General features: G+C 56.6%; 17 protein-coding genes, 2 pseudogenes and 1 riboswitch. Of the genes and pseudogenes, 4 read left to right on the top strand and 15 right to left on the bottom strand.

Features of this window, described 5'->3' with window-relative positions:
* Positions 1–298: 298 nt before the first annotated feature.
* The 15 genes and pseudogenes from OZX67_RS05565 to OZX67_RS05630 all read right to left on the bottom strand — a co-directional run bounded on the left by OZX67_RS05565 (position 299) and on the right by OZX67_RS05630 (position 20,458).
* The gene (locus OZX67_RS05565) at positions 299–1,537 is read right to left on the bottom strand and encodes an argininosuccinate synthase (protein ID WP_277141636.1); all 1,239 of its coding nucleotides are present in this window, start codon (positions 1,535–1,537) and stop codon (positions 299–301) included.
* Between the two features lie 364 nt (positions 1,538–1,901).
* Positions 1,902–2,510, bottom strand: a complete 609-nt coding sequence (gene argR / locus OZX67_RS05570) for an arginine repressor (protein ID WP_277141639.1) — start codon at positions 2,508–2,510, stop codon at positions 1,902–1,904.
* On the bottom strand, positions 2,507–3,472 hold the full coding sequence (gene argF, locus OZX67_RS05575; protein ID WP_277141641.1) for an ornithine carbamoyltransferase: 966 nt from the start codon (positions 3,470–3,472) through the stop codon (positions 2,507–2,509). The genes argR and argF overlap by 4 nt, the downstream gene beginning before the upstream one ends.
* Before the next feature lie 216 nt (positions 3,473–3,688).
* Complete coding sequence (locus tag OZX67_RS05580; protein ID WP_277144958.1) at positions 3,689–5,005, bottom strand: acetylornithine transaminase; 1,317 nt, start codon at positions 5,003–5,005, stop codon at positions 3,689–3,691.
* Positions 5,006–5,129: 124 nt separating this feature from the next.
* Positions 5,130–6,131, bottom strand: a complete 1,002-nt coding sequence (gene argB, locus OZX67_RS05585; protein ID WP_348519600.1) for an acetylglutamate kinase — start codon at positions 6,129–6,131, stop codon at positions 5,130–5,132.
* Between the two features lie 115 nt (positions 6,132–6,246).
* The gene (argJ, locus tag OZX67_RS05590; RefSeq protein WP_277141643.1) at positions 6,247–7,428 is read right to left on the bottom strand and encodes a bifunctional glutamate N-acetyltransferase/amino-acid acetyltransferase ArgJ; all 1,182 of its coding nucleotides are present in this window, start codon (positions 7,426–7,428) and stop codon (positions 6,247–6,249) included.
* Positions 7,425–8,558 carry an N-acetyl-gamma-glutamyl-phosphate reductase gene (argC, locus tag OZX67_RS05595; RefSeq protein ID WP_277141645.1) on the bottom strand — a complete coding sequence of 378 codons (1,134 nt, stop codon included), beginning with the start codon at positions 8,556–8,558 and terminating at the stop codon, positions 7,425–7,427. The genes argJ and argC overlap by 4 nt, the downstream gene beginning before the upstream one ends.
* A 306-nt stretch (positions 8,559–8,864) precedes the next feature.
* Positions 8,865–9,728: a hypothetical protein gene (locus tag OZX67_RS05600; protein ID WP_277141648.1), complete on the bottom strand. Its 864-nt coding sequence runs from the start codon at positions 9,726–9,728 to the stop codon at positions 8,865–8,867.
* A gap of 101 nt (positions 9,729–9,829) precedes the next feature.
* A complete protein-coding gene (gene pheT, locus OZX67_RS05605; RefSeq protein ID WP_277141650.1) occupies positions 9,830–12,433 on the bottom strand; it encodes a phenylalanine--tRNA ligase subunit beta in 2,604 nt (867 codons plus the stop codon).
* A 7-nt stretch (positions 12,434–12,440) separates the two neighbouring features.
* Positions 12,441–13,508 (bottom strand): phenylalanine--tRNA ligase subunit alpha, encoded by a 1,068-nt coding sequence (gene pheS, locus OZX67_RS05610; protein WP_277141652.1) that lies wholly within the window; start codon positions 13,506–13,508, stop codon positions 12,441–12,443.
* A 163-nt stretch (positions 13,509–13,671) separates the two neighbouring features.
* Positions 13,672–14,274, bottom strand: a pseudogene (locus OZX67_RS09630) (RNA methyltransferase); the annotation flags it as partial.
* 213 nt (positions 14,275–14,487) lie between these two features.
* Positions 14,488–14,796: pseudogene (locus tag OZX67_RS09635) on the bottom strand (RNA methyltransferase); the annotation flags it as partial.
* 159 nt (positions 14,797–14,955) lie between these two features.
* Positions 14,956–17,784: an ATP-binding cassette domain-containing protein gene (locus OZX67_RS05620; protein WP_277141656.1), complete on the bottom strand. Its 2,829-nt coding sequence runs from the start codon at positions 17,782–17,784 to the stop codon at positions 14,956–14,958.
* Between the two features lie 42 nt (positions 17,785–17,826).
* Positions 17,827–18,456 (bottom strand): ECF transporter S component, encoded by a 630-nt coding sequence (locus OZX67_RS05625; RefSeq protein WP_277141658.1) that lies wholly within the window; start codon positions 18,454–18,456, stop codon positions 17,827–17,829.
* Positions 18,457–18,506: 50 nt separating this feature from the next.
* Positions 18,507–18,617, bottom strand: a riboswitch (TPP riboswitch).
* A 473-nt stretch (positions 18,618–19,090) separates the two neighbouring features.
* On the bottom strand, positions 19,091–20,458 hold the full coding sequence (locus OZX67_RS05630; protein WP_277141661.1) for a dipeptidase: 1,368 nt from the start codon (positions 20,456–20,458) through the stop codon (positions 19,091–19,093).
* 143 nt (positions 20,459–20,601) lie between these two features.
* Between OZX67_RS05630 and OZX67_RS05635 the strand changes: the two genes are divergently transcribed.
* From OZX67_RS05635 to glnA, 4 genes are all read left to right on the top strand, one after another.
* The gene (locus tag OZX67_RS05635; protein ID WP_277141663.1) at positions 20,602–21,222 is read left to right on the top strand and encodes a DUF3043 domain-containing protein; all 621 of its coding nucleotides are present in this window, start codon (positions 20,602–20,604) and stop codon (positions 21,220–21,222) included.
* A 105-nt stretch (positions 21,223–21,327) separates the two neighbouring features.
* The gene (locus OZX67_RS05640) at positions 21,328–22,857 is read left to right on the top strand and encodes an FAD-dependent oxidoreductase (RefSeq protein ID WP_277141665.1); all 1,530 of its coding nucleotides are present in this window, start codon (positions 21,328–21,330) and stop codon (positions 22,855–22,857) included.
* Positions 22,858–22,977: 120 nt separating this feature from the next.
* Complete coding sequence (locus tag OZX67_RS05645; protein WP_277141667.1) at positions 22,978–23,772, top strand: DUF4191 domain-containing protein; 795 nt, start codon at positions 22,978–22,980, stop codon at positions 23,770–23,772.
* Positions 23,773–23,947: 175 nt separating this feature from the next.
* Positions 23,948–25,384, top strand: a complete 1,437-nt coding sequence (gene glnA / locus OZX67_RS05650) for a type I glutamate--ammonia ligase (RefSeq protein ID WP_277141669.1) — start codon at positions 23,948–23,950, stop codon at positions 25,382–25,384.
* Positions 25,385–25,419 lie beyond the last annotated feature (35 nt).

A 25,419-nucleotide genomic window follows, 5' to 3' on the forward strand; every position in this document is an offset into this window, starting at 1 on the left:
CACGACTGTTTAATAATCTTCAAAAACAAATATTTATCATCATAAGTCAAAGGAGGGGTTGGGATATGCGATGCTCGACCGTAAAGACTTGGCCTGTGCAAAATCAGAGATTTTGCCTTCGTGCTCGATACATCGCGCTCACTTCGCCTAAACGAAGCCCACTGGGCTTCGTTCTTAACGGCTCAGCCCGGAGCGTGTCGAGCATTGTATATCCCAGCCCCTCCCGCCACAGTAAGTGACCTCAAATATAAGGATTGCTAGGCAGCTCCTACGAACTGTCTAGCAACTGAATGAATAATTATTCGACGGAGTTGTCCGGGACTTCGATACCATTGCCGAATTTGACGTCGCGAGCGGCGGCCACCTTGTCGGGCAGACCGTAGATCGAGATGAATCCGTTGGAAGCGTTCTGGTCGTAGGTGTCGCCGGAATCGTAGGTGGCGAGCTTGTAGTCGTAGAGCGAAGAATCGCTGCGGCGGCCGGTGACCACGGCGCGGCCTCCGTGCATGACCATACGGATTTCGCCGGAAACATAGCGCTGCGTGTCTTCGATGAAGGCGTTCAAGGAGCGGACCGCAGGCGAGAACCATTGGGCGTCGTAGACCAGCTCGGCCCAACGCTTGTCGATGTCGCGTTTGATGCGGTGCTGTTCGCGTTCGAGGCAGCAGTTCTCAAGCTCTTCGTGCGCGGCAATGAGCGCCACCGCACCAGGTGCTTCATAGAGTTCACGGGATTTGATGCCGACCAGACGGTCTTCAATCAGGTCGATGCGGCCGATGCCCTGGGCTCCGGCGCGGCGGTTCATCTCTTCGATGGCCTGCAGCGGGGTGACATCCTTGCCGTCGATCTTCACCGGCACGCCCTGCTTGAATTCGATGACGACCTCATCTTCGACAGGTGGGAAGGCCGGATCGTCGGTGTAGGTATAGCAGTCCTTGGTCGGTCCGTTCCACGGGTCTTCGAGGAAGCCGGTTTCAATGGCGCGGCCCCAGACGTTCTGATCGATGGAATACGGGCTCTTTTCGGTCTGGGTGATGGGCAGCTTGTGATCCTTGGCGAACTGGATCTCGACGTCGCGGGTCAGAGAAAGATCGCGAATCGGGCTGATGGCCTTAAGATTCGGGTCGATGGAGGCGATGGAGACCTCGAAACGCACCTGGTCGTTACCCTTGCCGGTGCAGCCGTGCGAAATCGTGTCGGCGCCGAACTGGTGGGCGGCACGCACGAGATGCTTGGAGATCAAAGGCCTGGAAATGGCGGAAACCAGAGGATAGACACCTTCGTACTTGGCGTTGGCCTTCAACGCCAGCATGCAGTATTCCTTGGCGAATTCCTCACGTGCATCGACGACATACGCTTCCACCGCACCACAGGCCAGCGCGCGCTGACGAATGGTTTCAAGGCTTTCGCCACCCTGACCAACGTCCAAGGAAACAGCGACGACGTCTTTGCCTGTGCGCTCCTTCAAGTACGGAATCGCCACGGAAGTGTCAAGACCTCCGGAATATGCGAGTACGATGCGGTTCTTATCGCTCATGACAGCCCTTTCTTCAAAACTTTATACAATATATATACGCCTTTATGTATACATATTCAATTTATGGACGGAAACGTCCACAATGCGGGATACAAGCCACACACGCACAGCCTATCCGAACGGACACCCACACTCAATTCCGTGATTTTCCCTGCACTTCGAATCAGAATGCAGAGATAATCACACTTTCCGGCCGTATCCCGTGATTAACTCTGCACCAAACGCCTGTATACAGAGACAATCACCCTTCATGGCCATTTTTTCTGATTTTCTCTGCACGCGCCCATCCCGTACAGAAAAAATCACTCCTTGAGCAAATCAGCTATCCCCTCACGAAAACTTTTGCCATGCAATGGCTTTTGTATCAGGCACCTTGGTGCTGCCCACGCGAAACAATGTCAAGCAGCCATTGCATGCGCGTCACGGCGGCATCGTCATCATCGCAAACCAACAACACCGTATCGTCGCCGGCGACCGTGCCCAGGATTCCCTCGATGGGCTGCTTGTCAATAACGCTTGCCATGTATTGCGCAGCGCCGGACGGGGTGTGCACGATGACCAGATTTCGCGCCGCGGCCGCAGAGGTGATCAACCCCGAAAGCCCTCGCGAAAGCTGCTGGTCGATTTTTTCAGCCGTGGCGTCGTCGAATTCGGGCTCGACACCCAGCGTATAAGCCATTTCCCCGGTTTTAAGCCGTGTCTTCACCGCCTTCATCTCATCAAGGTCACGGCTCAGCGTAGCCTGGGTGACTTCGATGCCACGATCGGCAAGCAGTTCAAGCAGCTGCCCTTGTGAGGAGACCACCGAGTTGGAAAGGATCTCCTGAATAACGCTCAGACGGGCAGTCCTGTTCGTCGGATGCTGCAACTTGGTCTCCGAGCCTTGCTCTCCACCGTTTGGCACAGTTCCGGCAACATCAGACGAATCATAATTGATATCGGCGGTAATATCGCTTTCCTCAGTATCGTTCATTTGAGCAATTCCTTGTCATTTCGAAGTTTCCCGATCAGCCAAGTCAACAAAGCCTTTTGGGCGTGCAACCTGTTTTCTGCCTCGTCCCACACCACCGATTGCGGGCCGTCGATCACCGAGGCGGTGACCTCCTTGCCACGGTAAGCTGGCAGACAGTGCTGGAACAACGCATCAGGTTTAGCGAGTTTCATCAATTCGTCGTTGACCTGATAATTCCAGAACGGCTTGGAGCGTACACCATATTCGTTTTCCTCGCCCATCGACACCCAGGTGTCGGTGAAGATGCAATCGGCGTCCGCCACGGCTTCTCGCGGATCAGTGGTCACCAGAATCGAACCACCGTTCTGCGCTGCTATACGCTTGGCGTCCTCGACGATCTGCGGGTCGGGAAGGAAGCCCTGCGGGCCGGCCACGCGTACGTTCATACCTGCGGTCGCCCCGCCTAGCAGGTAGGAGTTGGACATATTGTTGGCCGCGTCTCCGAGGTAGGCGATGGTCTGGCCTGTGAGGGCGTCGACTCCCCCGCGATGTTGCGCGATGGTGAGGAAATCGGCGAGAATCTGGCAGGGATGGAACTGGTCGGTCAAGGCGTTGACAACAGGGACGGTGGCATATTCCGCCATCGTTTCCACACGATTCTGGCCGAAGGTACGCCAGACGATGGCGCTGGTCATGCGAGTGAGCACGCGTGCCGTATCGGCCACGGGTTCGCCACGGCCAAGCTGGGAGCCGGACTTGTCGATGACCAAAGGATAACCGCCAAGCTCGGCGACACCGACGGAGAAACTGGAACGCGTCCGGGTGCTGGGTTTGTCGAAAATCACCGCGACACCCTGCGGGCCTTCGAATGGACGATGATAATAGCGGTCTTTCCAGAACTTCATGCCAAGTTCCAGGATTTCCTTCTGCTCATCGTGATTGACATCATCATCCCGGAGCATATGCCGAAGCTGACCTGCCATAACCATCTCCTTTTACTGATTTGACCATTAAAATATACCGCATAAAACTGAAATATTAAGATTCTATCCGTATATTGGTATATATACTACAATAATTATCTAAATCTAATAATTTTGCCGCATCCCTTTGGCATCGTAGATCCTGTCTGTAACGTATCAAGCAATGCCGTATGAAACAAAATACTTCGAAAGTTCACAGGTAAGAACGAATCGAACTCAGTCATTCGGCAAATCGAACGGGATTTTGGCAAGAATCGATACGGCTTGGTCCACGTCATCGCTGCCGACAATCAGAGGCGGTGCAAGACGCAAGGCGTCCGGAGCAACGGCATTGACAATCAGCCCATGGTCGAGGGCCCAGTTCATGGCGGCATGCGAGCATGGATGTGTCAACGAAATGGCATTGAGCAACCCACGACCTCGCACAGACGCGAACAGCGGGTTGCCGCAAGCCATGATCGCTTTACGAAGTTGGTTGCCACGGGCTTCGGCATTGGCCACTAATCCGTCATCCTCGATGACCTGCAACGTGGTCAACCCGGCCGTGGTCGCAAGCGGGCCACCGGCGAACGTGGAACCGTGCAGCCCCGGCGAGAAGAGCGAGGCAAGAGGCTTGCCGAAGGCGATCATGCCACCCATCGGAAAGCCTCCGGCCACGCCTTTGGCAAAGGTGATGATATCGGGAGTGATGCCACCGGAAAGGTCCTCGCGCTGGAAGGCGAACCATTTGCCGGTTCGACCGATGCCGGTCTGTACTTCATCGATGATCATCAGCGCATGATTGCTGTCACAAAGTTCGCGGACACCCTTGACGTATGCCGGGTCAAGCGGACGCACGCCGGCCTCACCCTGGATGAGTTCGAGCATCACCGCTGCCACTGGGCCGACACCATTCTTTCCGGTCTCGTCGAATGCTGCCTGCATGGCTTTCAAGTCTCCGGCTTCGACAAACTCAACCGCTGGCAGCAACGGGTTATAGGGTTCACGAATCGACAGCTTCCAAGTGGCGCTCAAAGCTCCCATGGTCCGGCCGTGAAATCCATTGGTCAGCGCTAGGATTCGGGCCGGGGCGCCTCCACGTTCGGGGTCGCCGCCTGGCAATGTTGCGCCATAGAGCTTGGCCATTTTCATCGCGGCTTCGTTGCCTTCGGCCCCGGAATTTCCGAAGTAGACACGGGAACCTTCCGGAGCCCCGGAAATCTCCAACAGCTTTTGCGCAAGTTTGATCTGCGGAACCGAGGCGAAATAATTGCTGACATGCGCGACTTTCGCAGCCTGCTCGCCAACCGCTTTGACCCATTTGGGATGCGCGTAGCCCAGCGAATTGACCGCGATGCCCGCGAGGAAATCGAGGTATTCGTTGCCGTCCACGTCCCAGACATACATGCCTTCGCCATGGTCCATGACGCGCAGCGGCGTACCGAAAGCGTGGGTATGCACCTTTTCGTATTCCGCGATCCATTGCTCGCTTTCCGGCCCGATCGACGTCGTTGCGGCAACGCGACCTTGGCTTACATTTTTGGAATCAGTCATATTGTGATTGTCGTTGTTCATTGTGTCGCACCTTCAAGTTCATTTTGTATTATGATAGTATGGAGACTTCATTGATTTCACTACATAACCAATAGCTTTCGCTACTACATTGCCCTGTCGCAAGCTATCTTCCGTTTCGTCGTAGCTTCATGCCGTCACCGGGCACGACCATGGTGCCGATGCCGGCGCTGGTGAACACCTCGTTCAATATGGAATGCGGCTGCCGGCCGTCGATGATATGCGCTCGCGGGACCCCTCCATCCAGCGCACGTACACAGGCACGCATCTTCGGTACCATACCGCTTTGCAGCGTTGGCAGAACCTCACGCAGCTTGTCGACGCCGATGGAGCTGATAAGCGAATTTTTGTCGGGCCAATCGTCGTAAAGGCCATCCACATCGGTCACAATGACCAGCTTACGGGCATGCAGTGCGACAGCGAGGGCCGCAGCCGCCGAATCCGCATTGACATTGAAGACTTCGGTGGGATCATCAGCATTCGGCGCTATCGAAGAAACGACGGGAATTCGGTTCTGCGCGATAAGGCTTTCAACCGCCGAGGGATTGACTTCGGTGACTTCGCCGACCAAGCCTATGTCCGTTTCCACTCCGTCGATAACGGGACGATAGCGTTTCGCTCCGAACAGCGACCCATCCTCGCCCGAAAGACCGACCGCGTGCGGGCCGTGGGCATTGATCAGCCCGATCAGCTCACGCGAAACGGAACCCGTCAAAATCATTCGCACGACCTTCATGATTTCCGGCGTCGTAACGCGCAGTCCCGCCTTGAATTGCGAATGGATGCCAAGATCTTTGAGCATACTGGATATTTGCGGGCCGCCACCGTGCACGACGATCGGGTGCATGCCGACCTGCCTCAGAAAGACCATATCCTCGGCAAAGCATCGTTTCAGATGTTCGTCGACCATGGCGTTGCCGCCGTATTTGACGACGATGCGCTGACCGGCGAATTCCTCCAGCCACGGCAACGCCTCGATCAGAACCTCGGCTTTCTGCTCGTCCTTTAAGTCGTTGTGCACGTCAAATGTATATTCGTCAGCTTTCGTCGTTCCTCCATCGATTGGCTTCACCAATGGCTGCGATTGTTCGACTTCATCTGTCGCCATTTTCATCCCTCGGTCGCTTGGTAATTTCTACGTTCCGTTTGTCGCATATCTTTAATTGATGATTATTCATCTATTTGAAAATCTGTTGAACCTTTCTTTGATTTCTCTGGAAATCTCAGGATTCGTAGTCGGCGTTGATATGCACGTATTCATGGGTGAGGTCATCGGTCCATACCGTTGCGGTTTCGGCGCCTTTGTTGAGGTTGATATCGATATCGACTTCTCGACCCTCCATCTTGACTTCGGAACGGTCAACCCCTGCACCGCCGTGTTCGCAGACACGCACACCGTTGATATCGACGGTGACATCTTGCGAATCGTAAGCTGCCACGCCCACCGGAACAGTACCCAAGGAACTGACGATACGTCCCCAGTTCGGATCGTTGCCATAGATCGCGCATTTCAGAAGGTTCGAGCCGGCAACCGCACGGGCACATGCCAAAGCCGCTTCCTCGCTTTCCGCTCCGCTTATTGTCACCTTGATATCGTGGGTGGAACCTTCACCGTCGCCGATAATCTGACGAGCCAAACTGGCACAGGCATCATGAACCAAGCCGGCGAATTCCTCGGGATCCGGGGTGACGCCGGAAGCCCCAGATGCCAGCAGCAGCACCGTGTCGTTGGTGGACATGCATCCGTCCACGTCGATGCGATTGAACGACTTGTCGGTGGCAGCGGCCAGAACGGCCTGCAATTGAGCGGCGTCAACCACGGCGTCAGTGGTGATGACACAAAGCATCGTAGCCAGTTGTGGTGCGATCATTCCCGAGCCCTTGACCATGCCGCCCACGCGATAACCATTACCTTCCAGCTTCACGGTTTTGGCTTTGGTGTCGGTGGTCATGATGGCTGTGGCCGCGTCGATGCCGGCTTCGATGTTGTCGCTTAGAGCCGAAGCCGCTTTGTCGACGCCGGCCAACACATTATCCAAAGGTAATAATTCCCCGATCAGCCCAGTCGAGCATACCGCGATGTCTCCGGTATCAACCGGATGTTCGCCGCCAAGCACTTCGGCGACCTTGATCGCCGTGGCCTCGCTCTGCCTAAGCCCGGCCTCACCGGTGCAGGCGTTGGCGCCGCCGGAATTGAGCACAACCGCTTTGATATGTCCGTCAGCGACGGCCTTGCGAGACCATTGCACCGGCGCGGCGCAGAAACGGTTGGCAGTAAACACGCCCGCCGCGGCATCGAGCGGCCCGTTGTTGACGACCAGCGCCAAATCACTTTTATCCTTGTTCGCTGAAATTCCGGCATTGACGCCGGCGGCGGAAAACCCTTTTGCAAATGTCACGCTCATGGCGCCACTCCAATCGTTGTCAGTCCTTGGTCTTCGGGAAGTCCGAGTGCGATATTCAGGGATTGCACCGTCTGCCCTGCCGTGCCGCGGTTGAGATTATCGATAGCGGCAAAACCATAGAGGCGCTTGGCGTTCCTGTCAACGGCTACCTGAACCTGAGCCGCGTTGGACCCCAGCACGTTCGCCGTCGCCGGCATGTCGCCGACGCCCAAGAGCTCAATGAATCGCTGACCTTCATAGGCCTGAGCAAAAACCTCGCGAATGCTTTCATCACTCATCGCCTCGCCTTTGTCGCTCAGCTTGGCCGAAACCACTGCGAGGATTCCACGGGCCATCGGCACCAATACCGGGGTGAAACCGACTTGGATGTCCGCTTCAGGTTTGTTTTTGAAACCCAAACCGGTATGCTCATCACATTCACCGGAAATCGCCGCCGCAGCATGCCTAAGATTCTGCACAATCTCCGGAATGTGTCGGTGAACTCCACCTACCGAATACGGCGTCGCACAACCGAATGCCTCAGCAGCCAGCAGATTCGGACGTTTGAGATTTTTGCCTGCTCCGGAATACCCGACGGCAAGATCGGCTACGATGTCGTCGAATTTCACGAGCCCCTCGGCCACTGCAGGCTGGAAAGCCAAGGTGACCGCCGTGACGTTGCATCCGGGGCCTGCTATCAACGATGCGTCAGGCAATTTTTCACGTTGACGCCGGTATTCCCCGTTGGCGTCTTTGCCGACAATCAGTTCCGGCATGCCATAGACCCACGGTTGATGAAAATCGCCGCCATAGTATTGCGCCCAAGCCTCGCCGGATTCGAGCCTGTGGTCGGCTCCCAAATCGACTATCGCACAATCGGCATGAAGCTTTTCGGCCAAAGCTCCCGATACCCCATGCGGCAGAGCAAGAACGATGACATCATGATTGCTGAGCGCTTCAGGCTTCGTTGGCTCGATGATCATATCCTTTAGCGTTGGAATATGCGGCATGTGCTCACCAAGTTTGCTTCCGGCAGAAGTCTCGCCGGTCACAGTGGTTACTTCGAACGCAGGATGTGCCGCGAGTATACGCAGCATCTCCCCTCCCGCATATCCGCTGGCACCAGCTACCGCCACCGTGTATTTGCTCATCGGCATCACCTTTCTTGAAGATGATGCTAAGACTACATATATTCACTATTATGTATACTTATACATCCAAATAGTGGACACAATAAAATACAATTCATCACTTTCGACAAACCATAGTTCAACGAGTATCTGTCAAAAACTTCTTGACCGGGAAAACCGGAACCGCCGGGCACACAATTTGGCCGGTATCCCCGGATTTGATCGATACATCGAACCGGTATACAAAAGTCCTCGGTCACTGCCGTGAACAAGGACTTTCTCAACTATGAATGGTTAGCTAAACCGTCAATAACATGGCGTAAGAACCTAGGCACTCACTGAACCGTCACTGCCGGAACCACCGGATCCGGAACCATATTGATTCATCAACTGCTGTGAGAAATCGTTAAGATTGATACCTTTGGAAAACAGCCATAGCTCGAAGACTGTCGCGATGACGCCGAGTACCATGCACACGGTGGCCACCGCGAACCCTTTCATATGGTATTTCTTGGTGCGCCACATGGAAACCGCACCGGTAATGGCAGGCAGGAACGTAATCGGCAGAAACAGAAGGATAATCGAAAGAATCGCCATCGGATCCCAATGTCCTTTAAGTGGGTTCTGGACGGGATCGTTCATATCAACGCCGTTGCGCATATCCGGCTGATATCCGGGTGATCCCGGCTCCCCTGGCATGACCGGGCCGTTGTTGTACGGCTGTCCGTTGTTGTACGGCTGCCCATATGGGCTGTTGGGATTGTTGCCATAACCTCCAGGTATCTGGTTAGGGCCGCCGTAAGGGGCATTGCGCTGATTGCCTTGATAGGGGCCCACGGCATTGCCGTATCCCCCGCCCATTTGCGGGTCATATTGCCTGTTCTGAGCATTCATTGGCGTGTTCTGATTTTTTGGTTTCTCTTCAGGCTTGCCATAGACGTAGGGATTGTATTGCGAAGGGAATTGGCTGGCCATGGCCCCATATTCCGGGACTTTCATCTGACCGTATTGGGGCTGTGATGGATTCGCACCGCTGGAAGCAGAAGCTGTATTCCGCGCCTCGGTACCTCGCGTGCCTTGCGAATCCTCGGATGACGGATGCTCCGGAACCTGACCCATCGGAGCCGTATTGGACGAGGGATCCTCACGTTGCCTGCCGTTCACATCGAACGGGTTTTGAGATTCATTCATCAAGCACTCCAAAATCAGGTAGATATTTGACGGAGTCTGCGAACCTTTTGGCGCACAGACTCCGTATCATTTCCATTCCCAAGATTTCTCAGGAATGATTGTCAGGCACGCAACTGTGCACCAATCGTTTCCGCGTTATCGACAATAGCCTTGCGGATGGCCTCCGTGTCGTCGCCGGTAAGCGTCTTATCCGGAGAGCGGAAAGTGACCGAGTAGGCAAGCGACTTCTGATGGTCGCCGAGTTGGTCGCCGGAGAACACATCGAAGAGTTCGATGGACTCGAGGTTATCGCCTGCGGCCTCTTCGATGACCTGCTGCAATTGCGCGGCGGTGACCGTATCGGGAACTGTGAAAGCGAGGTCCTGCTTGACAGGCGGGAAGGTCGAAATCGGCTTGGCCTGCACCGGCTTGCCGCTCAACGTGGCGAAGAGGGCAGTCAGGTTCAGCTCGAACGCTGCGGAATGCTCGGGGAAACCGAGCGCCGTATTGACGTGCGGGTGTAGCTCGCCAACCATACCAACGAACGTATCGCCTGCCATGACCTTGGCGGCACGGCCCGGATGCCATTGCATCGGCACTTCCTGCGGTTCGGGCTGCACAATGGAGACATTGGCTCCGAGACGATCGACCACGCGGTTCATCGCTTCGACGGCATCGCTGTAATCGACATCACGGCGTTCCCCGAGCCAGCCGGTTTCCACAGCCTTGCCGGTCAGAATCGCGGCGACATGCAACGGCTGCTCGGGCAGACCGGCATCGAGCGCCTTCAACTGCTCATCGGTCGGACGCTGGCCACCGGGCAGAGCCGGAATGGCCGGGGCGTTCGGATTCCAGAGATAGACGTGGCCGATTTCATAGAGAGAGATGTCCTGAAGCCCACGACGCAGGTTGCGCTGCACGGTCTGGGCCAGTGTCGGCAGAACTTCACGACGCAGATACGGACGATCGCCGGCGAGAGGGTTGGCGACTTCAACGCTCACCGGCTTGATCTTGTCGGCATCGTAACCGAACGCCTTGAAGTCGGCATCGCCGACGAACGGATAGCTCAGTGTCTCCACCAAGCCATATTCAGCAAGCTCATTGGCCACGTCGCGCTGGCGCTGCTGGTCGGGGGTCAGTCCGACTTCGCCTTCGACGGGGGCCGGCGGCATGGTCACGGGAATCTCGTCATAACCGACGAGACGCGCGATCTCCTCGACCAAGTCGCAGGGCATGGTCAGATCGGGACGCCACGTCGGAGGCACCACGGAAATGTGGCCGTCTTCCTTACCGTCGCTCACCTTGCAACCGATGTCTTCGAGAATCTCGCGGATACGCTTGTCGGAGGTATCAAGACCGGTGAGGCGCTTCGTCTCGGTGAACTTGAAATCGATGGCCTCACGGGGCTGCGTATTGTTGACATCGATAGGTGTATCGGAAGGCTCGCCGTGGCCGTACTTGGCCATCAGATCGGCGGCCATCTGGGCGGCAGCGGGCTGCAGCGCGTAATCCACACCGCGCTCGTAACGCTTGGAAGCCTCGGACGGGGTCTTGTGGCGGCGTGCGGAACGGGCGATAGTCACCTGGTCGAAGTGCGCGGATTCCAGAAGGATGTTCTTGGTGTCGGCCGTGACTTCGCCGTAAAGGCCACCCATGACACCGGCGAGTCCGAGAATTCGGGAGCTGCGCTTGCCGTCGGGCGAATCGGTGATGAGCAGATCTTCGACGCTCAGGTCGTGCTTCTTGCCGTCAAGCGTCGTCAGTGTCTCGCCCTTGTTGGCGCGACGGACGACAATCGGCCCGCAGATCTTGTCGAGGTCATAGGCGTGCATCGGCTGACCCAGATCCATCATCACGTAGTTGGTGACGTCCACGGCCAACGAAATCGAACGCATGCCAGCACGGATCAGGCGGCGGCGCATCCAGCTCGGCGTCTCGCTTGCAGGGTCGAAGTTGCGTACGATACGCGCATAGTAGCGGTCGCAGCCGGGCACGCCGTGAATCGGGTTGTTGTCTTCGATCTCGACTTCGATGTCGCCCTTGCCGTTTTCGGCGACCTTTGGGGTTTCTGCGTTGAGCGCGTCGACCGGATCGGTATAGGCTGCACCCGTGGAATGGTGGTATTCGCGTGCCACGCCGCGATAGGACAACGTGTAGCCGCGGTCTGGGGTGATGTTGATCTCCAGCACCGGCTCGTCGAGATGCAGCAGGTGCATCACGTCGTCGCCGGGCTTCAGGGCGTCGGCCTCTTCCTTGCTGAATCCGTAATGGTTCAGCAGGATGATGCCGCTGTGGTCGCTGCCCAAACCAAGTTCACGCTCCGAGGCGCACATACCGTTGGAGATGTGGCCATAGGTCTTGCGGGGTTCGATCTTGAAATCGCCAGGCAATACAGCGCCCGGAAGAGTCACGACGACCTTCTCTCCGGCCGCCATGTTCGGCGCGCCGCAGATGATGCCGCGTGGCACCTTGTTGCCGTTTTCGTCGGTGTCGTTGTATTTCTCGCCGACGTCGACATGGCACCAGTTGATGATCTTGCCGTTCTTCTGCGGTTCCGGCGTGCAGTCGACCACGTAGCCGACCACGATCGGGCCGGTGACCTGCGAGGAATGGATCTCCTCTTCCTCAAGGCCGACGTGAACCAGGTCCTTGGCAAGCTGTTCATACGTGAGACCGGCCGGAACCTCGACATGTTCCTTGAGCCAGTCAATATCTACCATTGGCATTGTTGGTTCACTCCCCCATCACAAACTGTTTGCTGAAACGCACGTCGCCTTCCACGAGGTCGTGCATGTCGTTGATATCGTGGCGCAGCAAGAGCGTACGCTCCATGCCCACGCCGAACGCAAAGCCGGTGTAAACGTCCGGGTCGAGACCCGCCGAACGTAATACGTTCGGGTTGACCATGCCGCAGCCGCCCCATTCGATCCAGCCGGGGCCACCCTTCTTGTCGGGGAACCAGAGGTCCAGCTCTGCACTGGGCTCGGTGAACGGGAAGTAGCTCGGACGCAGGCGGCTCTTGGCCTCCGGGCCGAACATCGAAACGGCGAGCTTGTCGAGCACACCCTTGAGATCGCCCATCGTCAGTCCCTTGTCGACGGCCAGCGCCTCACACTGGTGGAAGACAGGAGTATGCGTCGCATCGAGTTCGTCGGTGCGGAACACGCGGCCGGGAGACGCGATATAGAGCGGCACACCGCGCGTCAGCAGCGCGCGCACCTGGTCGGAAGAGGTCTGCGTACGCAACACCATGTTGCTTCCGACGAATCCTGCGGCATCCTTGGCCTGATTGCCCTTGACGTAGAAGGTGTCCTGCATCTGGCGGGCAGGATGGTCGGGGCCGAAATTCAACGCGTCGAAGTCGTACCATTCGGTTTCCACTTCGGGACCTGCGGAGATCTGCCAGCCCATGGAGATGAAGAGGTCTTCGACGTCCTCCATCAGCTTGGGCAGGGGATGACGTGCACCCAGCGGCTTGCGGTTGACCGGCAAAGTCATGTCGACCGTCTCGGAAGCGAGTTGACGGGTCTCTTCTTCGGCCTTGACCTGTGCTTCCTTAAGTCCAAAGGCACGTCCGAAATCGGCGCGCAGCTTGCCCATGAGCTGGCCGGCACCTTTCTTCTCGTCCTTTGGCAACCCACCGATGGCACGGCTGGCCTGCGTCATCGCTGACTCAGCCCCGGCGTACTCCGTCTTGATGGCTTTGAGCTCCTCCATAGTGGAGGCACTCTTGATTTTCGAGATGCCCTCGGCGACCGCATCGGTCACCGCTCCTGCATCGAATGACGCACTCTGTGCCACGAGTACCCTTTCCTTTAAGTTTTTTCAAACGTTGAAACGTCGCGGAATGACATGCGCAAAAGTCATGAATTCCAAGCGTTTACAGCCTTTTCATTGTTTCAATATGACTAGACATAGCACGCTATCCGGTTGCGCTTGTTATCAGTCGATAAAAAAATCGGTTCTACTGACGGTGTCCGGCGTCGCGAGCCATCGCCAAGGTAAAGAGCATCACTGACGTGCTGGTGGCGAGATTCAGCGATTCGGCCTTGCCATACAGCGGAATTGACACGATGCGCTGTACACGCTCCAGCACATCGGCAGGCAACCCACGAGCCTCGTTGCCAAACAGGATGACGTAAGAACGTTGAGCGTTTGAACCCGCTTTGTTCCCATCGCTTTCAACGCTTCCAACGCTTCGTTCATTCTTATCAACCGGGAACAACGAAGAATCGTGGTCTTCCCGATTGGCGGCATTGCCGTCTTGCGAATGCCTGAGTCCGGTCGCCACGTCAATCAACGATTCCGGCCTGACCTTTTGTGTGCCGTAGACATCAGCCGCCATCACCTCGCGGTGCTGTTCGCTAGCCCACGCAAAGAATTCTTCTGTACCCATGGTGACCACCGGCAGATGGAACAGGGAACCTGCCGTGGAACGGATGACCTTCGGATTGAACCGGTCGACGCAATCGTCCACGAAAATCACCGCACGACACCCTGCGGCATCGGCCGAACGAATCACGGTTCCTGCGTTGCCGGGGTCACGTATCTGCCAGAACGCGGCGACCGTGTCGTCGGACGGAACAGAATCCGACTTGCCCTCAGACGTTTGAGAAGTCTCAGTCCTATTGTCATCTTTTCTGGCGTTGCTTTTTACATCGGTCCCACGGGTGACAAGATTATGGACTACTTTCGTATCCTTTACATCGCTGGATTCCCCGTGCTCAAAGCCATTAATCATACGGTTTTGTGCGGCGTCAAGATTGCCGACCGCAACAATGCCCTGCGCGTCCGTGCTCATACGATGCATCACATCACCGGTGACCTGATGAATGTACAGCCCCTGCTCGTCAGCTTCACGCGCGATTTCCTCGACTACTGACGAAAGCAACCCGGACTGCCTATCGTTCATTTGCACATAGCAATCCTCGACCACCTCGGGCATCCATCGGACAAGTTCACGCACGGATTGCGGCCCTTCGACAAGGAACTTTCCGGTCTTCCTGCGAGCCTTGGTCTTTTCCAGCTCCGCCACGCGCTTGACACGCTCGGATTTGGGATTTTCAATAATGTGCTGATTAAAAGGCATGGCTACATGTTACGCGAAGATATTGCCATCGACCTGTATCGAATAATTTCCCCAACTTACTTAAGACAACTGACTTAAGACAGACAATAAAAACTTGATCATATTCAATAACCTACAATAAATATCAAATCAAACGTATGAGCATTCGCCAGTAAAAACTCATCCGCCAAAGAAGGCGAAGGTACCGGCGAAAGCCGCAGAAATAAGGGAAACAGTAGGGACCAAGGCGCAGACGATGACGAAGATCCAATCGCGGGGATGAACATGGCTGACACGGGCATGGGTCCGGGGAATGTCGCCGCCGAATCCGCGCGCTTCCATCGCCGTCGCCAACGTGGTGGAACGACGGATGGAAAGGACCAGCAAGGCGAAAGTCTGCGGGAAGAAGGCCTTGACCTTGTTTTCGTCGCCGAGACCACGAGAGCGACGGGAGGCGGTGAGCGCAGCCCAATCGTCGCGAAGAACCGAGAAAAGCCGCATTCCGGCGAGGCCACCATAGACGAATCGGTCGGGCAGATGAAGGATCTGGCTGAAGGAATCGGCCAGGTCCGTGGTCTCTACGCCTAGAACGGCGATAATGGCCGGTATGCCAACGGCCAGGATACGGATACCGGTGGCGAGCGCGAGCATCGCCGAACGGTCGGTGACGGTGATCATCGCCCAATGCCACCAGATTCTGCCGCCCTCCTTGCCATAGAGCAGGACGGCGAGCGCCGAGCCCGGAGCCCCGATGAACACCGGCCATGTCGATTTGACCACGCGCCACGGCTTGAGGCCGATGCATGCCAGCAAAATGAACTCGATCAGCAGCGCGACGCTGGCCGAAACCCAGTCAAGACTGAAAATCAACGGCAATGCGGCGATGAACCCACCCAGCATTCTGAACGTCGGGTTGAGCGAGGCGAGGAACGGTGAACGGCTGGACTGACGCTCTTTCTCGTCGCGCTCGTTGACCGGGCTGACGGTGATGGTGCCATCGATGGGCGCGGAATCGGTCTGTTTGGACATCGCGGCATCGTTATCGACAGATTGGTCGGACTGTGTTGCTTCCGTTTCCACATCGTTGCCGCTTGCCTTACCAATGCCTTCTGGAGAATCGCTTATCGCACCATCTTCTGCTGCTTGCGCACCGTCATGTTGCTGTTTATCAGCACTGTCAGCAGCGACACCTCGAACGGTTTCCGCCACACTGACTACATGCATCGAACGCACGCCTTCGGTGTCACCTTGCGCCTGCAACTCGATGACACGAGCGCCCAGAGCCGTCACCAAATCACGATCATGTGTCACCACAATGACGCTTACCCCATCACCTCGCAACGAATGAATCAACGAGACGATCTGCATCCAGGTGCGTCTGTCCTGACCGAACGTCGGCTCGTCTAAGATGATGACGCGAGGTGCGGCGGCAAGCGAGGCTGCAACAGTCAAACGACGCTTTTCGCCGCCGGAAAGCGTATACGGATTTACCGAGGCATATTGTGAAAGCCTGAACCGGCGGAGCAACTTCATGGCTTTCTTCTTGGCCTTCTCCTCGGGCGTCCCTGTACGCAACAGCCCGAGCATCACCTCTTCAAGCACGCTGCCACGCGCAAACTGGTGTTCGGGATTCTGGAAAACGTAGGAGATGCGCGCTGCCAGTTCCGTCGATTTCCAATCCATTGGAGAATTGCCGGTTGCCCCTTTTGCCAATTCAGGAGAAGCTTCGACGCTGCCCGCCACAGGTTCCAACAACCCGGCCAATGTCAAGGAAAGCGTGGACTTGCCGACTCCGTTACGTCCGACCAATGCCGTGATCTGCTCGGCGGCGAAGGAAACATTGATATGTTCGGCTATCGCTTTGCCGTTACGGCCGATAGCCAGGTTTTTGGTCGAGAGCAGCACCTTGCCGTCACCGAGAGCAGGGTCGCTGTCTGGCTCGTCATCGGTGTAAATACGATGGATTTCATCTTCCGGTCGTCGGTATTTATCCGGCATCCAGATACCGAGGGCGGCAAAATCCAAATCACGGTTTTCGAACACTTCGTCCGGAGTGCCGTCGGCCACGACGATGGTGCGCCGGAACCCGCTGTGGTCAATCTCAGCATCATCACCGACCTGCGTGATTCGAGCCTTGACCTGGTCGTCCGATTCCAACCCCAGAACGATGACCCTATCAATAAGGTCTATCCATGGGCCGGCGCGATGCTCGACGAGCAACATGGTCGCTTCGGTGTCACCTAATACATCAGAAACGGCGTCAATGACTTGCGAGACCCCCTCAGGATCAAGGTTCGCGGTCGGTTCGTCCAGAAGCAACGCCCCAGGCTGCATGGCCAGTGCCCCGGCCAAGGCCAGACGCTGCATCTGCCCACCACTCAAATGCATGGTGGAACGGTGCAGCTGAAGCCCTTCGAGACCTACCGCGGCAAGGCTTTGTTTCACACGTTGCCAAATCTGCGGACGCGGCACACCCATGTTTTCAGGGCCGAAAGCGACGTTGTCGCCCAAGCGCTCGAAAATCGTCTGCGAGTCCGGGTCCTGCAGTACCAGTCCAACGCGGCCGTGCGCGGCGACCGCCGGCACACCGTCGACGAAAACGCCACCTTCGGTCACCCCGCCTTCTGAATCCTCGACAGCGACGACTTTTCCCGTCTCGTTCTCTCTGGCATCGTTCGCGGCTTCCACTGCATCCCCGCCAAGCAAACCCGAGGCGCCTTCGAGGATCGTCGATTTTCCGATGCCCGAAGCACCAAGGAGGAGCACATGCTCACCGGGACGGATGTCAAGGTTCAACCCACGGACGGCGAAATGACGGCGCGAAGCATGACGATAGCCCCAATTTTTGAAACTTATCGAAGCAGGCGCAACCTTGGGGGAGACCTTGCCCAAAGAAGGTCCCGCATCTTGCAAAACCCTGCCATCCGTACCGGCATGGTCGTCCAAGGCACCCTGTTGCGAGCCGTCACCGTTCCGGTTATCGGCTGCCTTGGATTGCTCGCCTTGCATACGTTCCCCTTTTCGACGCCTCAAAACTCTACCCGATGCCGCTCACTTGGCGGCGGCGCGGATCTGACGGCCGGAAGCGAATTTGTCGATGGCGCCGGTTTTGGCAATGGCGATGTAGAGATACCACATCAATACGCCGGCCACCAACGCGCCGGAAATCACCGTGGCGACCAAGTACCATACTCCATAAGCGCCGGTCATCTTAAAGCCCTGCAGATGGGTGAAGAACGTATAGGCCCAACAACCTACGGCCGAGACCACGCCGGAAAGTGTCATCGTGACTAGATTCCACACCTTGTAGGCCACGCAAAGAAAAACGACTTCGGCGCAAAGCCCCTGCACCAGTGCAATCAGAAACGTCTCCATGCCGCCCCAGCTGTTGCCGAGCAACGATTCGAGCACGCCGGCGACGACTTCGGCATAGGTGGCCGCGCCAGGTTTACGCACGATAACCGCGGCAAGTGGACCGGCGAAAAGCCAAAGCCCGTTCATCAAACCGCCAAGGCCGGGGATTAGAGCATCCAGAGGAGAACCTATCGGGCCGTATAGCAGGGCCGCGGCCCAATAGACGAACGTGCTGGCCACTCCGATGACCGAAGCGACGGCGATATCGACGACGCGCCACCGAAGGTTCGGCCTGGAGACGATGGTTGTTCGATTTGACGATGACATGATTTGTGCCTTTCCGCTGTGCACACCGCTTATCGGCGCGCATTTCAAGGCACGGGAAAAGAGAGACGTCCGTGCGCCGGCATTGTCCGGACTCACGTTCATTCGGTCGAGGAAATCCTCATCTCAGCCAGCCGTAAAGACCAGCCCCCGTGTCAGTTCGCCATCCTAGAGCAATCCCCTGTCAATCGGCCTACGGGTAGTCGTGTGGGGGTTGGGGCATACAATGCTCGACACGCTCCGGGCCGCTCAGGCCGAGTCTTTACGGTCGAGCATCGCATGCCCCAACCCCCACACTTATGCACAGAGGAATCTGATTGACAGGGGTTGCGGGAGGTGGTTCACCAGCGAATAGCTACCGCATGAATAAGGAACCTTATGACAGTGAGCTTGCAATTCGCACGTATGCATTTAGAAAAATTGAGCATGCGGCAGCTATTCGCTTGGAGTACCACCGACCCTGATTCTTTACTATTTGGAGATTACAGCGAGTTCGCTTCCCTAAGGATTAGTGGCGGCGGCAGATATGCAATGTTCGACCGTAAAGACTTGGCCTGAGCGGCCCGGAGCGTGTCGAACGTTGTATATCTGCCACCGCCACGACTAACGTCAGACGACGAGAAGGCGAGTTAGTGGATTACTTCGCGAGTTTGGTTAGGATCAGGGCCTCGGTGAGGACGTTGTTTTTTAGGCTTTGAAGGTCAATCGACTCGTTGGGGCTGTGGGCGTTGCCCTTGGGGTCTTCTGGTCCGGTAACCAAGACCTGAGCCTTGGGGAAGATGCGCTGCAGCTCGGGAATGAACGGGATCGAGCCGCCTTCGCCCTTGTTGATCGGGTCGACGCCGAACGCCTCGCGCATCGATTCCAATGCATCCTGGGTGGCTTCGGCATTGGGGTCCATGCTCCAGCCCATGCCGGCGTCGACCATCGAAACCGAGACTTCAGCACCGAACGGCGCGTGGGAAGTGAGGAAGTCCGTAACGGCCTTGGCAGCATCTTCAGGACGCTGGTTTGGCGCGGTGCGGATGGAAAGACGGAAACGCGTTTCGTTGGCGATGACGTTGAACGAACCCTCGACCGGATGGGCATCGAATCCGATGACCGAGATGCTCGGCTTGGTCCACAGGCGCGAGGCGAGAGAACCTGTGCCGGCGAACCGGTAGGAATCGACCACGGAGGAATCGGCACGTACGCTGGCCTCATCCAAGTCACGCTGAAGCCCACCGACCGGGTCTCCTCCGACAAGACCAGGGATATTCAGCGATCCATTTTCGTCATACATCGAAGCGATAAGCATGGATGACAGAGTATTGGCATCGAGAATCGGGCCGCCGAACTGGCCGGAGTGCACGGGATGTTCCAGCGCCTTCACGGTGACATCCAAGTCGGTATTGCCGCGCAGACTAGTGGTGAGGCTGGGGATTTCGGCGCTCCAGTTGCCGGAGTCGGCCACGATGATGACATCGGAATCGAACTCGTCGCGATGCGCCTCGATGAAAGGAATGAAGCTCGGCGAGCCCATCTCCTCCTCGCCTTCGATGAAGACCTTGATATTGACCTTCAAATCGTCACCCAATGCATGCAACGCGCCGGAATGGATGGCAATGCCGCCACCGTCGTCGGTCGCGCCGCGTCCGTAAAGACGGCCATCGACCTCGGTGGCCACAAACGGGTCGGTATCCCATGCCGAGGCGTCCGGCACCGGCTGAACGTCGTGATGAGCGTATAGCAGCACGGTGGGAGCGTCAGGATTGACAATCTTCGAACCGACCACTTCAAAAGCTCCGGGGGTGCCGTCAGGATTCTTGGACTGCACCACTTTGGCGTCCACCCCGCGTTTTTTAAGTTCGTCAGCCACGAATTGCGCCGAACGACGCATGTGCTCACCGGTGATGCCTTGTGCGGAAACCGATTTCAGTGCAACCTTCCTGCTCAACAGATCGACAATGCGATCAAAATCGGCGTCGACCCGCGAATGCAGTTCTTCCTTGCTCAATGCAGCCATGTCATGCTCCTTATCAGACTTGTCCATTCATCTCGATAATCACACAGGCCCGAGAAAAAACAGAAGAAACCCGTCCGGAATCGTTTGAATCGCTACATATTCACCGAGGTTTGCGCGTCGATACTCTCCCCTAATCTCAAACTATGACATGGAATCCCTTCAGCAAGGACAAGAAGAAGGAAGCGGCGCAGAAATCCGCCGATTCCGCAGCAAATAAACCTGATGAGCAGGAAGGCAAAGGCCACCCGACACCCAAGCGTAAGGTCGCCGAGCAACGCAACCTTCATCCTCTCGTTCCAAAAGACTCCAAGGCCGACAAGAAAGCCGCCAAGGAACGAATCAAGAAGAAAGAAGACGAGCAGTACGAGGCGATGCGTACCGGCGACGTGGCCCATATGCCGCGTGTCGAGCGCGATCCTGCCCATATTTACGTCCGCGATTACGTCGATGCCCGCTTCAACCTCGCCGAATACTTCCTTCCGGTGTTTTTCATCATCATGATCGTCACCATGGTCATTGCCTTCGAATGGCCTGCACTTTACGGTCCGCTGCTTGCGGCGATGTATATCTATCTGATTCTCGCAATTATCGACATCGTCGTCATGTGGCAGAAGCTCAAGAAGAAACTCATCGAAAAGTTCGGAGAAAAATCGGTGGCGAAAGGTACCCGCATGTGCTCGTATGCTTGGAGTCGCGCCCTTCAGCTTCGCCGTTGGCGCGTACCTAGGCCGACGTCGAAGAAACGCGGCAACTGGCCGAAGTAAAGCCGTTCGTACGTCCTGTTTTCATAAGAAATTACCTTTGCGTCCGTTCATCGAATATACGCAAAGGTATTTTTATTTATTAAGACTTATAGATTCGGAGTAAAGATGCAGACCACACATGTCGACATCGCCATCATCGGCGGCGGGCCCGGCGGGTATGCCACGGCTTTGCGCGCCAGCGAACTGGGACTTTCGGTCGTACTGATCAATCGCGAAGAGAGACTCGGCGGTACCTGCCTCAACCGCGGATGTATCCCGTCGAAAGCCCTCATCACCGCTTCCCGTGCGATTGCCGATGTCGGTGATGCGAAACGTATAGGCATCAACGCAAGCATCGAAGACATCGATTTTGTGAAACTGAACGCTTTCAAGAACGAGATGGTCAGGGCGATGACCGATGGCCTGGCAACCCTGCTTTCGACGAGAAAAGTGGCAGTGATTAACGGTGAAGCCTCAATTGCAGAGAATCATCGCGTCAAAGTAAATATCAGCGAAACGAAGAACACAAACGCTCTTTCCAACGGTTCAACGACCAAGGAACACCATTCCAAAGCCGATTTGCAATCTGTCAGACAATCCAAAAGCGCGTGTAACTCCTCCATCGAGATCACAGCCGACAATATCGTGGTAGCCACTGGCTCGCGCCCCAGGCCTCTGCCGGATCATCCTTTCGAAGGCGCAGTGATCGATTCGACCCAGGCGCTCGGCCTGCTGCCATTCCCGAAGTCTGCGGTCATTGTCGGGGCCGGCGCCGTAGCGGTGGAATTCGCCTCGATGTGGAATGCGGCAGGCGTTGACGTGACTCTGCTGATCCGCCACGAACGTGTGCTTTCCCACACGCACCGTCGCACTTCGATGGCGCTGACCCGTGCATTGGCCAAAAACGGAGTCCATATCGTCACCCACAGCCATGTCGGCGATATCAAAAGCGTTGCAGGCATCGCAGGCGCAACCGTCTGTTATTCCACCGACAAAGATGAAACCGTACGTGAGGTCCAAGCCGACTTCGTGCTGACAGCGATTGGACGCGACCCCAACACCGACGCCGATTGGTTCGACAACGCAGGCATCGAACTGGACGAACACGGTCTGGTGAAAACCGATGATCTCGGACGTACCAGCCAACCCGGAATCTGGGCGTTGGGGGACATCACCGTCGGGCCGGCACTGGCCTACCGAGCATTCGAACAGGGCATCGTCATCGCCGAAACCATCGCCGGCCGAAATCCCCGACCGGTCGACAACAACACCGTCCCCGAAGTCGTCTTCTCCACTCCGGAATTCGCCAGCGTGGGATTGACAATCGATGCAGCCAAAGCAAATCCGGCCATCATCGAGCCCAAAGAGACCGTCTACCCGATGATGGGCAACGCACGAATCCTCATGAGCGGCGAAGCAGGGTCGATGTCGGTGGTAAGCGGAGCATACGCCAGCAAACCCGATACACCGGTAATTCTGGGCGTCCATATGCTCGCCCCGGATGCCGGCGACCTGATAGCGGAGGCCGAAGAACTGATCGGCAATCGCGTGCCGCTCAGCGATGCCGCACGCCTTATTCACCCCCACCCTACTTTCAGCGAAGCGTTCGGCGAGGCTCTGCTCAAAGCGGACGGACGGCCGTTGCACACCCGATAACTCATTAAATCCATTGCAAAGTTTCCCGAAATACGGCGTAAGTGCATGTTTTGCGTCGCAACCACTCCCTAAAATCGTGATTTAGTTTGTTCGTGCCAGAAAATACAAGTGAGGAAGTCGATGGCCAAAGAGAAAAAGGCGAAGAAAGACAAGAAAAAAGGCCCGAAAGTCATTACTCAGATTCGCCAGATCTATAAGTACACCCATGCGGAAGACAAGTCACTCCCCTGGCTTTTGGCAGGTGCGTTCCTGCTGCCGGTCGTGATCGGTGTCATCGTCGGTCTACTCATGCATTGGGGCTGGCTTACCTGGATCTTCATGATGATCCTGCTGGTGATGGTCGGCGTGCTGCTCTTCACCATGACGCTGACCAATCGTTCGGACAAGGTCGGCTATGCCAAGCTCGAGGGCCGGCCGGGTGCCGCCATCAGCGTGCTCAGCAATATCAACAAGGCTGGCTACAGCTTCCCTCAGACCCCGGTATGGATCGATCCGAAGACCAAAGAGGCCATATGGCGAGGAACCGGATACAACGGCGTCTACCTGCTGGCCGAGGGGAGCGTAAGCCATACGAAACGCCCGTTGGAACGTCAAAAACAAGCCATCAAAGGTGTAACCGCAGGAAGCGACATCCCCGTCTTTTCGATATCAGTAGGAACCGAAGAAGGACAGGTACGGCTCAAGGACCTGCGCAAGACGGTGCTCAAGTGCAAAAGTTATGAGACCATTGAACACAGATTCGCTTTCATGAACAAGATTCATCCTCGTCGTCGCTTCGTACTTACCAAGGAGCAGCTTGAAACACTGAACGGTCGCCTGCACACCCTTCAGGAGAAGCGCGGCCTAGGCATTCCCAAGGGCATGGACCCGATGCGCCCGCAACATATCAGCCGCAGAGCCATGCGCGGCCGGTGATTCAATCCTCTCGTGACCAAATCGCGAGAGGTTTTTTCATTTCAATTTCCCTGATAATTCAACGAATTCCAATTAAAAATCATCGTCCGAAACATATTCGTAACTCAATGCGCGACCTCTGGAAACTCATTACCTTACACTTGGACATTGTTAGCACAACGAAAGGAGCGGTCCATTGACTGCACTCGAAACGAAGGAAGACCTCGAAGCCCTCATCAACACGGAAGGCGTGGAATACATCTCCGTGCGCTTCACCGACCTCTTAGGCGGTCAGCAGCACTTCACGGTGCCGGCAAGTGAATTCCTCAAGGACGCGTTCACCGACGGAGAGCCGTTCGACGGATCATCCATCCGTGGCTTCCAAGCCATCGAGAACTCTGATATGAAGCTGGTTCCGGATGTGTCCACCGCTTTCCTCGATCCGTTCCGCAAGCACAAGACACTCGTTGTAGCCCATTCGGTGGTCGACCCGATCACCATGGAACCCTATTCGCGCGACCCGCGTCAGGTGGCCGCCAAGGCCGAAGCCTACATCAAGGCGACCGGCGTGGCCGACACTGCCTGCTTCGCCCCCGAGGCCGAATTCTTCCTCTTCGATTCCGTCCGTTACGAGAACACGATGCAGCGTTCCTTCTATGAAGTCGATTCCGTCGAGGCACCATGGAACACCGGCGCCGAAGTCGAGGCCGACGGCTCGGCCAATGTCGGTTTCAAGAACCGCGTCAAGGGCGGCTACTTCCCTCCGGCCCCGCAGGACCACAACCAGGACCTGCGCGACGACATGGTCGCCAACCTTCAGAAGGTCGGCCTGATTCTCGAACGCAGCCACCACGAGGTCGGCGGCGCAGGCCAACAGGAGATCAACTATCGTTTCAACACCCTGCAGCACGCCGGTGATGACCTGCAGAAATACAAGTACGTCGTGCACGAAACCGCTTTCGAGGCAGGCAAGGCCGTGACCTTCATGCCCAAGCCCATCGCCGGCGACAACGGCACCGGCATGCACTGCCACCAGTCGCTGTGGAAGGACGGCAAGCCGCTCTTCTACGACGAGAATGGCTACGGCGGCCTTTCCGACATCGCCCGCTGGTACATCGGCGGCCTGATCAAGCACGCCTCCTCGGTGCTCGCCTTCACCAACCCGTCGCTCAACTCTTACAAGCGCCTGGTGCCCGGCTATGAAGCCCCGACGAACCTCGTCTACTCGGCTCGCAACCGTTCGGCCGCCATCCGCATCCCATTCGCCGGCACCGCTCCTGCGGCCAAGCGCATCGAGTTCCGCGTCCCCGATCCTTCCTGCAACCCGTTCCTCGCCTTCTCGGCCCAGCTGATGGCCGGCATGGACGGCGTCTTGAACCACATCGAGCCCCCTGCCCCTGTCGACAAGGACGTCTACGAACTGCCGCCAGAGGAGCTGGACAACATGAAGCACGTTCCGGCCTCGCTGGGCGAAGCGATGGACGCGCTCGAAGAAGACAACGACTTCCTGACCGCCGGCGACGTCTTCACCACCGACCTCATTGACACCTGGGTCTCCCTGAAACGCGACGAAATCGACCAGCAGCGTCTGGCCCCGACCCCGCTTGAATACGAGCTCTACTTCAACTGCTGAGATTCTCCGGTCCTTAAGGTTTCAGGACTGAAGGT

Origin of the sequence: Bifidobacterium sp. ESL0728 (assembly GCF_029392015.1) — a bacterium.
Lineage (GTDB): Bacteria > Actinomycetota > Actinomycetes > Actinomycetales > Bifidobacteriaceae > Bifidobacterium.

What these genes read in the sequence shown, in the direction of transcription:
- OZX67_RS05565 (WP_277141636.1), bottom strand. Translation starts at nt 1,537, where the DNA reads ATGAGCGATAAGAACCGCATCGTACTCGCATATTCCGGAGGTCTTGAC.
- argR (WP_277141639.1), bottom strand. Translation starts at nt 2,510, where the DNA reads ATGAACGATACTGAGGAAAGCGATATTACCGCCGATATCAATTATGAT.
- argF (WP_277141641.1), bottom strand. Translation starts at nt 3,472, where the DNA reads ATGGCAGGTCAGCTTCGGCATATGCTCCGGGATGATGATGTCAATCAC.
- OZX67_RS05580 (WP_277144958.1), bottom strand. Translation starts at nt 5,005, where the DNA reads ATGACTGATTCCAAAAATGTAAGCCAAGGTCGCGTTGCCGCAACGACG.
- argB (WP_348519600.1), bottom strand. Translation starts at nt 6,131, where the DNA reads ATGGCGACAGATGAAGTCGAACAATCGCAGCCATTGGTGAAGCCAATC.
- argJ (WP_277141643.1), bottom strand. Translation starts at nt 7,428, where the DNA reads ATGAGCGTGACATTTGCAAAAGGGTTTTCCGCCGCCGGCGTCAATGCC.
- argC (WP_277141645.1), bottom strand. Translation starts at nt 8,558, where the DNA reads ATGAGCAAATACACGGTGGCGGTAGCTGGTGCCAGCGGATATGCGGGA.
- OZX67_RS05600 (WP_277141648.1), bottom strand. Translation starts at nt 9,728, where the DNA reads ATGAATGAATCTCAAAACCCGTTCGATGTGAACGGCAGGCAACGTGAG.
- pheT (WP_277141650.1), bottom strand. Translation starts at nt 12,433, where the DNA reads ATGCCAATGGTAGATATTGACTGGCTCAAGGAACATGTCGAGGTTCCG.
- OZX67_RS05620 (WP_277141656.1), bottom strand. Translation starts at nt 17,784, where the DNA reads ATGCAAGGCGAGCAATCCAAGGCAGCCGATAACCGGAACGGTGACGGC.
- OZX67_RS05625 (WP_277141658.1), bottom strand. Translation starts at nt 18,456, where the DNA reads ATGTCATCGTCAAATCGAACAACCATCGTCTCCAGGCCGAACCTTCGG.
- OZX67_RS05630 (WP_277141661.1), bottom strand. Translation starts at nt 20,458, where the DNA reads ATGGCTGCATTGAGCAAGGAAGAACTGCATTCGCGGGTCGACGCCGAT.
- OZX67_RS05635 (WP_277141663.1), top strand. Translation starts at nt 20,602, where the DNA reads ATGACATGGAATCCCTTCAGCAAGGACAAGAAGAAGGAAGCGGCGCAG.
- OZX67_RS05640 (WP_277141665.1), top strand. Translation starts at nt 21,328, where the DNA reads ATGCAGACCACACATGTCGACATCGCCATCATCGGCGGCGGGCCCGGC.
- OZX67_RS05645 (WP_277141667.1), top strand. Translation starts at nt 22,978, where the DNA reads ATGGCCAAAGAGAAAAAGGCGAAGAAAGACAAGAAAAAAGGCCCGAAA.